We start from the raw sequence: 9,516 nt of genomic DNA on the forward strand, positions 1-9,516 counted from the left end.
GGTCGAAGGGGTACATGGGGCGGACGATGTTCTTGTGGCCGAGGCTGAGGAGGTCCTGGTTGACGCCGCCGGGGGTGAGGCCGAGGAGCCAGTCCGCGGCCATCGCGTAGAGCTCGGGTTCGAGGTAGCCGATCTTGACGATGACGAGGTCGGCGTCGCGCGGGGACAGGCCGAGAGCCTTGAAGTCGGCTTCCAGGTGGTACGGCTTGCGGCGGGACGTGACGATCACCCGCAGTCCACCGACACCCAGTACGACGATGCCCTCGGCCGGCTCGACCGCGACGACCTCGGCGGTCAGCGGGACCGGACCGCACGGCCCGGAGTCGATCTTGCCGCCGACCTCGACGCTCACGGTCGCACCGACCCCGGCCTCGATCGCGGTCGCGGTGACGGCCGGGTCCACCATCGCGGCGTAGATCGTGGTCAGGTCCGACTCGACGATCGCCGGCGTACGCAGCAACGTGTCCAGCGTCCACGAGGTGTCACCGGCACCACCCGCGGTCGGGTTGTCGCCGGAGTCGCTGATGAAGAACGGCCGCGCCGTACTCGCGAGCGCCTGGTCGATGCACTCCTCGAGCGTCCCGGTCGGCGCGACGAACTCGAACCGCTCGTGCGCATCCCAGTACGCGTCCGCTAAACGCTGCGCCTGCGTCGTGATCACGTCGGTGTCGTCACCGCTCACCACGACCGCGGCCTGACAGCGTGGTTCGTCCGCCCACGCGTACCCGACCCAGATCGCCGCGTCCAGCACGCCGTCCATCGCCTCGACCTCGTCGACCTGGGCGTAGATCCCCTTGGCCGGCTCGATCCGGGTGCTCGTCTTCTCCCCCGGCAGCAGCACGGGCACCTGCACCCACGCCTTCTGCGGCCGCCCGCCGGACCGCAGCCGGGCGATGAGGTTGCGGACCGCGCGTTCCCGCGTGTCCCAGGCGTCGATGTGCGGCGCCTTCCGGTAGCAGGTGATCAGGTCGAGCGTCTCGGCCAGTGGCCGCGACACGTTCCCGTGCAGGTCCATGGACGCCGACAGCAGCACCGACGGCCCGACGATCGACCGGATCCCGGCGACGAACGTCGCCTCGACGTCGGTCCGCCCGACCACGCTCATCGCGCCGTGGATGTCGACGAACACGCCGTCCAGCGGCCCTGTGGCCCGGAGCAGCTCGTAGATTTCGGTCGACAACTGCTCGTACGTCTCCTCGGTGACCGGCCCGCCGGGCACCGCCTTCGCCTGCAGCAGCGGGACCCACTCGACGCCCTCGGTCAGCTCCGACCCCGGCGTGAGGAACGGGTACCGGGCGAGCAGTTCCGCGCCCCGCAGCACCGCGAAGTCGTCGACGGTACTCCGGTGCGGCGAGAACGTGCTCGACTCGATCGCGATCCCGGCAATGCCGATCCGCAGCGGTTCCGACGGGGTGTTTCCGGAGGGTGAGGTCACCGAGCTGCCCTTCTGTTGTCAGATGTCCGTCAACGACCCTATCCGGACGGCCGGGTGGCGCGCACGAAGCACAGCAAAGGCGGCCGGCGACCGGTTTCCACGATGTAGAAGCCCGCCCCGAGGGCCAGGTCGGTGAGCCGTACGTCCTCCGCGCCGTGACCGCTGAACGCCGCGATCGCGAGCCGCGACAGCCGGCCGGTCGGCGGGCGGAAGTCCGCGATCAGCAGCCGCCCACCGGGCTTCAGCACCCGGAACAGCTCGGCGAAGGCCTGTACCCGGTCGTCCGCCGGGATGTGGTGGACGGCGAGACACGACAGCGCGAGGTCGAACGACGCGTCCTCGAACGGGAGCCGCTCCGCACCGGCCACCCGGAACGTCGTGTTGGCCGGAGCCTGCTCGTTGGCATAGGCAACGACCGTCGGCGACGGATCCACTCCCTCGACCCGGCCGGACGGACCGACGGCCAGCGCGGCACGGCCACTCAGGTAGCCCGTGCCGGACCCGACGTCGAGCACCCGGTCCCCCGGGCGTACGCCGCTCCGCCTGACCAACCCGTCGTACACGCGCCGGCGCCGGCCGCCGAACCCGATCGCGGAGGTGATCTCGTACCACCGCGGGTTGTGGACGTGCATCTCGTTCACGTGCGCACCGCCTCCGCCGACTTGCCCCAGTTCTCGTGCAGCCGGTCGAGGTAGGACCGCGCCTGGGACCCCGGTTCGGCGCCCCGCGCGAACGCCCGCATGTTGCCGCCGCCGGCGTTGTAGCCCAAGGCAAGCAACTCGTCCTCCGTCAGAGTGGTGGAGCGCTTCGACGGCAGCCGCTCGGCCAGGTCGTGCAGGTGCCAGGCGGCCGCCTGGATGGCCAGTGCGGGATCGTCCGGCAGTTCCTCCCACTTCCGCTTGGCGAACGGGCGGCCGCGTTTGGTGTCGTCGAACGCCGGCCGGTGCATGTTCGCGATCCCGAACGCCGGATCGGAGTCGATCTTCGCCCACGACCGCTCGAGCTCCGGGTCGTGCGGCTTGTACGACTCGTTGTACAAGATTGCCATCAGCAACTGCGGCCGGATGCCCGCCTGGGCGGCGTACTTGCGCACCTGGGCGGCGAACTGTGCCGGGTCGTAATCCTCGTACCACGGTTTCGGATTCGTAGCCGAAGGCGTGGATGAGGGCGTGGATGAGGGCGTGGCTGAACGCGTGGGTGAAGGCGTGGATGAAGGCGTGGGTGAAGCAACCGACGGCGAGGCCGAAGCAACCGGCGGTGTGCCCGCTGGAGAGCTGTTCGGGTCACCGCACCGGGCGGCCAGCGCGCCCATGGCGACACCACCGACCGCGATCCACACCCACTGCTTCGCCACGACCTCAAACCTAGAGCATCACCGGTAGGCCCGGGCCTGCAACTCGAACAGCTCCGCGTACCGGCCGCCCGCGGCGACCAGCGCTTCGTGGCTGCCGACCTCCTCGACCCGCCCGTTGTGCATCACCACGATCAGGTCGGCCATCCGGACGGTCGAGAACCGGTGCGACACCAGCACCGTGATGCCGCCGGTCTCGGCGGCCGCGACCCGGGCGGCCGCGGCGTACTGCTCGTACAACCGGTGCTCGGCCTCCGGGTCCAGAGCCGCGGTCGGCTCGTCGAGGAGCAGGAGCAGTGGGCGCTCGCGCATGAACGCCCGCGCCAACGCGAGCCGCTGCCACTGCCCGCCGGACAGCTCGACGCCGTCGCTGAACTTCTTGCCCAACTGCGTGTCCAGGCCGCGCGGCAGACCCGCGACAACCGACTCCGCGTCACCCCGCGACACCGCCGCGAGCACGGCTGCCTCGTCGTCGGACCGTCGTACGTCGCCGACGCCGACGACCTCGCGTGCCGTCCACTCGAACTTGACGAAGTCCTGGAACCCGGCCGACAGCTGTGACCGCCACTCATCCGGCGCGATCGTGGCCAGGTCCACCCCGTCGACCAGGATACGACCGCTCGTCGGGTCGTACATCCGTGCGAGCAGCTTGACCAGCGTCGTCTTGCCGGCCCCGTTCTCCCCGACCAGCGCGACCGCGGAGCCCGCGGGCACCATGAGGTCGACATCGCTCAGTACGGCGGAATCCGTGCCGGGGTAGGCGAACCCGACCCCGCGCAGCTCGATGCCGGACCGCAGCCGCGCCGGCGCCGGGTCGGCGCTGGCACGCCACGAGTTGTCCTTCGCGTACTCGCGCAGCCAGTCGTACCGGCTGAAGCTGCGCACGACCTCGCCGACCCAATAGACGTTGCGCGCGATCCCGCCGGTCATCTGATCCACCTGCGGAGCGAGCAGCAGGACGAGCACGACGTCGCCGGCGGACTGCTGCCCGTTCCGCGCGCGGGCGATCACCCAGACGATCGCGCCGGCGTACGCGAGACCGAACACCAGCCGCACGGACCCGTCGACCTTCCCGCCCCAGCGCGCGGCTTCGACCCGGCGCCGGAACCGCTCGGTCTGCAGGGCGAAGATCCTGTCCAGCAACACCTTCCCGAGCCCGAAGACCCGCACCTCGAGCCCCGTCCGGGCGTCCTTCGAGACCTCGATCAGCTTGTCGACCAGCCGCTCCTGCGGCAGGGAGTCCTCGTACGCCTTGTGCGAGCGCACGCTGCTCAGGTACGCCGACCAGATCCGGGCCGCCCCGAGCAGCGGCAGGAGCAGCAGCAGCGGGTGCACTGACCCGAGCAACCCGAGTACGGTGACCGTGTTGGCGATCGTCGCGAACGCCCACAGCAGGACCTCGGCGCCGACGCCCATCCGCCAGGCGCGCTCGCGGACCAGCTCGAGCCGGTCGGCGATGTCGGGCCGCTCGTGGTGGGTCAGTCCCGGGATGCCCGTGGTCACGTCCAGCAAATCGGCGTGCACCCGGCCGGCCATCCGCTCCTGAGCGGTGTCCTGGAGCGGCCAGCCGAGGATGTCGGCGACGAACGCGACGGCCAGGCCGCCGACGATGATGCCGATGCCGAGCGCGATCGTGTTCGACCGGTCCTCCGCGATCCCCTCGACCAGCCGGCTGACGCCGTACGTCTGGGCGGGTGCGGTGATCGCGCGCGCCGCGACGAGCAGCGTCGAGATCGCCATCAGCAGTGGAGCGGCCCGGAACGAGGTCGCCAGCCACAGCCAGGCGATCCGGAGGCTACGCATCCTGGGCATCGCTCTCCGCGGAGGCGACGTACCGCTCGGCCTGCAGCCGGAACATGCCGGCGTACGTCCCGTCCGCGGCCAGCAACTCCTCGTGCGTGCCGTCCTCGACGATGCGCCCGTCCGCGAGCACGCAGATGCGGTCGGCGTTGCGGACCACCGAGAACCGGTGCGAGATGATCAACGACGCCACACCGGAGGTCAGCTCGAGATACCGCTCGACCAGCTCGGCCTCGGCCCGCACGTCCAGCGCCGCCGCCGGCTCGTCCAGCACGAGCACCCCGGCCCCGGCCTGTACGGCGAACAGCGCCCGGGCCAGCGCGATCCGCTGCCACTCCCCGCCGGACAGGTCGACACCGTCGTCGAAGGTCTTGTCGAGCACGGTGTCCCAGCCGCCGGGCAGCCCGCGGACGACGTGGTCGATACCAGACTCGCGCGCGACCTTGGCCAGCGAGACCTCGTCGTCGGCGCGTTCGATCGCGCCGAACACGACGTTGTCGGTCACCGACAAGGGGAAGCGCAAGAAATCCTGCACGATCGCGGCGATCCGCCGCTGCCAGGCGGCCAGGTCGAGCTCCGACAGGTCCACGCCGTCGACCAGGATGCGTCCCCCGGTCGGCCGGTACACACCGCCGAGCAGCTTCACCAGCGTGGACTTGCCGGCCCCGTTGACGCCGACGAGGGCGAGCGCCTCGTGCGCGTGGAGCGTGAGGTCCAGGTTGCGCAGTACGTCGACGTCCGATCCCGGGTAGCGGAAACCGACGTTCTCGAACCGGACCTCGCGGGCCGGCATCGTCTCCACCCGGTGCCGGGTCATCGTGGCCGGCTCGGGGTGGCGCTGGGCGATTGTCCCGGGCAGCTCCGCCATCGCACGGTACGCCGACAGCCCGCGCTTCACCTGAACGACGCCGTACGAGTTCATCGACGCGCCGATGGACAGGATCGCGGGCACGGTCGTCGCCACCTCGGTCAACGGCAGGTCACCGTTCAGCGCGGCCCGGCCGACGAGCAGGACCGCGAGGCCGTTGGCAGCCAGGTGCAGTCCGCCGGTGAGGGCGGTCCACTTCACGTTCCGGCGGCGTCGTTCCCAGACCGGGCGGAAGCCGGCGGTCCACTCGCGGACGTACCGGTCGACCAGCCAGCCGTGCAGGCCGAAGACGCGCAGTTCCTTCGGCGCGTCCCGCATGCCGAGGTCGAACAGGTAGTTCGCCCGCCGCTGCTCCTCGGTGTTGCCCCACCACACGTCGATCTCGCGCGCGATCAGCCGGCCGCCGTACCACTCCAGCAGCAGGGTCACCGCGACGAGCATCGCGGCGACCGGCCAGGAGAACATCACCCCGACGATCACCGCCGAGCCGATCAGTGTGAACCGGCCGGCCAGCAGCCAGGGCAGGTTCGCCAGGCCCTGCGCGAGGTGGAAGCCGCCTTTGCCCTTGGCGCGTTCTTGCATGTCGAGCACCTCGGTGTCCTCGAGGTGCGCGACCCGGCGAGGCCGGAGCAGCGGCTCGGTGATGCCGGCCCCGATGTCGCGCACCAGCGCCGCGTCCATGATCTGCGACGCCACCTGGTGGAATGCCGGTGTCAGGCTCTGCCCGATGAACACTGCCAGCAGCGCCGCGAGCAGCCAGCCGAACGCGCCGGGCGACATCGCTCCAGGGGCAGCGTCGATCACACCTGGAACAGCTCCGACGACCTGACCGGTCAGCAACGTGACCCCCATCCCCAGCACGGAGCCGAGTACGGCGAGGCCCATCGTCAAGGCGGTGCTACCAGGTGAGACCCGCAAGCCGTACCGCAGCAGAGTCAGCACCCAACCGACCGTAACGACCCCCACCGACAAAAGCATCCGAGTTGATCGGGGGGCAAGCCGCCGATCGCGACGACCCATCGGCCGGTCACGTCCGGACGGCGATGCCGATCGCTCAGGCCGAGGCGTGTCCGGCGTTCAGTAGAGCTCGTACAGCGCGTCCTGGACGACGTCGTCCGCCTTGTGCCGGTCTCCGCAGACCAGAAAGGCGGTCCGTCGCAACGACAGGTTCATCGCCTCGACGAACTCCTGGTCACGATCCGCCATTCGTGCCTCCCACTCTCCTTTGCCCCCCTTGAAGACGGATCGCCAGGCCACCGGGGTCGCATGCGGCGGATCGCGCTAGGCCAGGCGGCTCAGCGCGGTGGGCAGGGGCTCGGCGTGGACGATCCGGAGACGGCTGACGGCCCGCGTCAGGACGACGTACAGGCGGTGGAGGCCGCGCGGTTCGGCCGCGACGATGCGCGCGGGCTCGACGACCACGACCGCGTCGAACTCCAGCCCCTTGGCGAGGGTCGCGGGGACGCAGACCAGGCGGGTGGTGTCCATCTCGTCCCCGGTCTCGCCGAGCAGGGCCGGCTCGAGCCCGGCGTCCGCCAGGGCGTCGCGCAGCTGCGCGATCTGCTCGTCGGCCGCGATCAGCGCCACCGAACCCTCCCCGGCGAGCGCGGCCCGGCAGGAGGCGACGAGCGTGTCCGCGAGGGCGTCGTGGTCGGTCCGGACGACGCTCAACGCCTCCTCGACCGATCGGACACCGCGCGGCACTCCGAGCGTCGGCGCGATCTGCGGGAGCAGCTTCGCCGCGAAGTCGATGATCTGGTCCGGCACCCGGAAGCCGCGATCCAGCTCGGCCACGATGCCGTCGGTCTTCTCCAGGTGACCGAGCACCCGCTCCCACGGGCCCGCGGCCCACGGGGTCGTCGCCTGGGCCAGGTCACCGAGCACTGTCACCGAGCCGGTGCGGCAGCGCCGTCCCAGAGCCCGCAACTGCATCGCGGACAGGTCCTGCGCCTCGTCCAGGACGAGATGACCGAGTGAGCCGGTACGGCGTTCGATCAGGTCCTCGAGTTCGTCGAGCAGCATCGTGTCGGCCTCGGACCACTTCGCCGACTTCCACGACCGCGGCGGCTTGTTCCACAGCAGCGCGGCGCGCTCGTCCACGGTGAGCTCGTCACCGGCCGCCTCCGCGAGGAAGCCGGCGTCCGAGAACAGCCGGTGCAGCACCTGCTCCGGCGCGACCCGCGGCCAGGCGGCGTCCACCAGCTCCTTCACCGGCTTCGAGCGGGCCACGGCGTTCTGCACCCGGTCGTCCGGCGACTCACCGCGTCGTTCCATCAGGACCAGAACGGCGTGCGCGATCCGCTGCGCGAGGGCGTTGCGTCCCGGCGCGTACCGCGTCGACTCGCGCAGGGCGGCGACAATGTCCACGACCTCGTAGTCGTGCACCCGATAGCGCTGGGAGCCCTTGCTGTACAGGATTCCGTTGGCCGGCTTCCCGACGTACGACCACAGCGCCCGGTGCAGCACCCCGGCCATCCGGGCATCGCCCTTGACCCGCGCGGACTCCGGCTCGTCGGTGGCCGCCGCCGGCAGGGTGATCAGCTCGTCGATGGTGATCTGCCGGACGTCGACCTCACCCAGCGCGGGCAGGACCTTGCGGATGTACGACAGGAACGAGTGGTTCGGACCGACGATCACGACACCGCCACGGCTCAACCGCTCCCGCTCGGTGTAGAGCAGGTAGGCGACGCGGTGCAGGCCGACGGCCGTCTTGCCGGTGCCGGGCGCACCCTGCACACACACGGTCGGGTGCAACGGCGCCCGGACCAGGTCGTCCTGCTCGGGCTGGATGGTGGCCACGATGTCGCGCATCGGGCCGGTGCGGGGGCGTTCGATCTCGGCGCGCAGGAAGGCGTCGGCCTGGTCGGCGCCGTCCGCCTCGGTCAGCGGCTCGTCCTCGTAACCGGTCAGCTCGGCCACGTCGGAGAAGCCGTAGCGGCGGCGCATCAGCACCCGTTGACGGTCGCTGCGGGTCGCCCGGTAGAACGGCACCGACACCGGCGCCCGCCAGTCGATCACCAGCGGCGCCCCGTTCCCGTCGTGCACGTGCCGGCGGCCGATGTAGATCCGGTCGAGCTCCTCGATCGTGCCGGCCTCGTAGTCGAGCCGGCCGAAGAACAGCGGTACGTCGGGCATGTCCACCAGCGCCAGCGTCCGCTGCTCGTGGGCCCGCTGGTTGGCTTCGTTGGTGAAGCGTTCGTCATTGTCCTCGCCCCCGATCATCGGGACCTCGCGGCCCTCGACGTCGCGGTGCATGCGGGCCAGCGCGGACCTGGCCGCGGTGAGGAAGTCGCGTTCGGCGGAGAGTTCGTCAGGGGGTATGGGTACGGATTCGACCATCGAAGGAAGCCTCGACTCGTGGTGTGTCGGATGTGCGAACGACGGACCGGCGGCAATCAGCAGATCCCGCCCCGGCGAACCCGGTTCGTTGCGATCCTTCACGCAGTGCAGCGAAGCCACCCGGAAAAGACAGACCCGGCACGCTACCAGCGCTCCCCCGCGGCGGCCACCGAATATCGGCCGGGCCCGGCCGACTAGCTCTCCGCCGCCCGGGTACCGGGGCCGCCGGAGGTTGCAGACGATGACTGTGAAGCTGAACAAGACCGCGTTCGACCACGCGAAAAGCCTCGTCCGCAAGGGCCGGACCACCCTGGACGAGCGGGACGACTGGAGCGAGCACGCTCCGACCGCCGACCGGGAGAACGCCTATCTCGACAAGCACGGGTGGCGCGAGTACGGCCAGTGGTACCTCGGCATCGACACCGACATGGACGCGGAGACCAAGGGCCACTACAAGTTCCCGTACGGCGACTTCCGCCGGGTCCACCGGTGTGGCGTGATCAGCGCGGAGTCGCGGGCCGCCCAGAACGACTACGACGACATCACCAGCGCGGTCGCGGAGCTCCACGAGCTCCTCGACGGCGAGCACGCCTAGGTGTGATGTCCAGGGACGTTGGTCAGTCGGGTGATGGGTGGCTGGGCGCCGATTGAGCTGTGGGGTCGGTGATGATTGTAGAAGTGGAGCCAGTGGGGTAGGGCCGCGTTGCGATGGTGGGTTGATTC

At 70.5% G+C, this 9,516-nt stretch carries 10 protein-coding genes; 2 read left to right on the forward strand and 8 right to left on the reverse strand.

All coding sequences use genetic code 11. The features are described from left to right. The 3 genes from E1218_RS32960 to E1218_RS32970 form a co-directional block, all read right to left on the reverse strand. Window positions 1-1,435 (reverse strand): M81 family metallopeptidase (locus E1218_RS32960; RefSeq protein WP_132326963.1); only part of this gene is annotated, 1,435 nt, incomplete at its 3' end. 38 nt (window positions 1,436-1,473) lie between these two features. Then, the gene (locus tag E1218_RS32965; protein WP_233712633.1) at window positions 1,474-2,067 is read right to left on the reverse strand and encodes a class I SAM-dependent methyltransferase; all 594 of its coding nucleotides are present in this window, start codon (window positions 2,065-2,067) and stop codon (window positions 1,474-1,476) included. A gap of 5 nt (window positions 2,068-2,072) precedes the next feature. After that, window positions 2,073-2,528, reverse strand: coding sequence for a transglycosylase SLT domain-containing protein (locus E1218_RS32970; RefSeq protein ID WP_202866324.1), 456 nt, complete (start codon window positions 2,526-2,528; stop codon window positions 2,073-2,075). A gap of 76 nt (window positions 2,529-2,604) precedes the next feature. On the opposite strand from E1218_RS32970, the gene E1218_RS36855 reads away from it, so the two are divergent. Then, window positions 2,605-2,817: a hypothetical protein gene (locus E1218_RS36855; RefSeq protein ID WP_202866325.1), complete on the forward strand. Its 213-nt coding sequence runs from the start codon at window positions 2,605-2,607 to the stop codon at window positions 2,815-2,817. Here the strand turns inward: E1218_RS36855 and E1218_RS32975 are convergent. From E1218_RS32975 to E1218_RS32985, 4 genes are all read right to left on the reverse strand, one after another. Next, on the reverse strand, window positions 2,808-4,598 hold the full coding sequence (locus tag E1218_RS32975; RefSeq protein ID WP_132326964.1) for an ABC transporter ATP-binding protein: 1,791 nt from the start codon (window positions 4,596-4,598) through the stop codon (window positions 2,808-2,810). The genes E1218_RS36855 and E1218_RS32975 overlap by 10 nt on opposite strands. After that, on the reverse strand, window positions 4,582-6,396 hold the full coding sequence (locus E1218_RS32980; protein ID WP_233712632.1) for an ABC transporter ATP-binding protein: 1,815 nt from the start codon (window positions 6,394-6,396) through the stop codon (window positions 4,582-4,584). Before E1218_RS32980 ends, E1218_RS32975 begins: the two co-directional genes overlap by 17 nt. 135 nt (window positions 6,397-6,531) lie before the next feature. Further along, complete coding sequence (locus E1218_RS37880; RefSeq protein WP_267900345.1) at window positions 6,532-6,660, reverse strand: SigE family RNA polymerase sigma factor; 129 nt, start codon at window positions 6,658-6,660, stop codon at window positions 6,532-6,534. Between the two features lie 75 nt (window positions 6,661-6,735). Further along, window positions 6,736-8,793 (reverse strand): HelD family protein, encoded by a 2,058-nt coding sequence (locus tag E1218_RS32985; RefSeq protein WP_132326966.1) that lies wholly within the window; start codon window positions 8,791-8,793, stop codon window positions 6,736-6,738. Window positions 8,794-9,034: 241 nt separating this feature from the next. Between E1218_RS32985 and E1218_RS32990 the strand changes: the two genes are divergently transcribed. Continuing rightward, window positions 9,035-9,388: a hypothetical protein gene (locus E1218_RS32990; RefSeq protein WP_132326967.1), complete on the forward strand. Its 354-nt coding sequence runs from the start codon at window positions 9,035-9,037 to the stop codon at window positions 9,386-9,388. Here the strand turns inward: E1218_RS32990 and E1218_RS32995 are convergent. Continuing rightward, window positions 9,385-9,516 (reverse strand): integrase core domain-containing protein (locus E1218_RS32995; protein WP_165949223.1); only part of this gene is annotated, 132 nt, incomplete at its 5' end. The genes E1218_RS32990 and E1218_RS32995 overlap by 4 nt on opposite strands.

Source organism: Kribbella turkmenica (assembly GCF_004348725.1).
Classification (GTDB): Bacteria; Actinomycetota; Actinomycetes; order Propionibacteriales; family Kribbellaceae; genus Kribbella; species Kribbella turkmenica.

Coding starts and splice junctions, on each gene's coding strand:
- E1218_RS32965 (WP_233712633.1), bottom strand. CDS start 2,067: ATGCACGTCCACAACCCGCGGTGGTACGAGATCACCTCCGCGATCGGG.
- E1218_RS32975 (WP_132326964.1), bottom strand. CDS start 4,598: ATGCCCAGGATGCGTAGCCTCCGGATCGCCTGGCTGTGGCTGGCGACC.
- E1218_RS37880 (WP_267900345.1), bottom strand. CDS start 6,660: ATGGCGGATCGTGACCAGGAGTTCGTCGAGGCGATGAACCTGTCGTTG.
- E1218_RS32985 (WP_132326966.1), bottom strand. CDS start 8,793: ATGGTCGAATCCGTACCCATACCCCCTGACGAACTCTCCGCCGAACGC.
- E1218_RS32990 (WP_132326967.1), top strand. CDS start 9,035: ATGACTGTGAAGCTGAACAAGACCGCGTTCGACCACGCGAAAAGCCTC.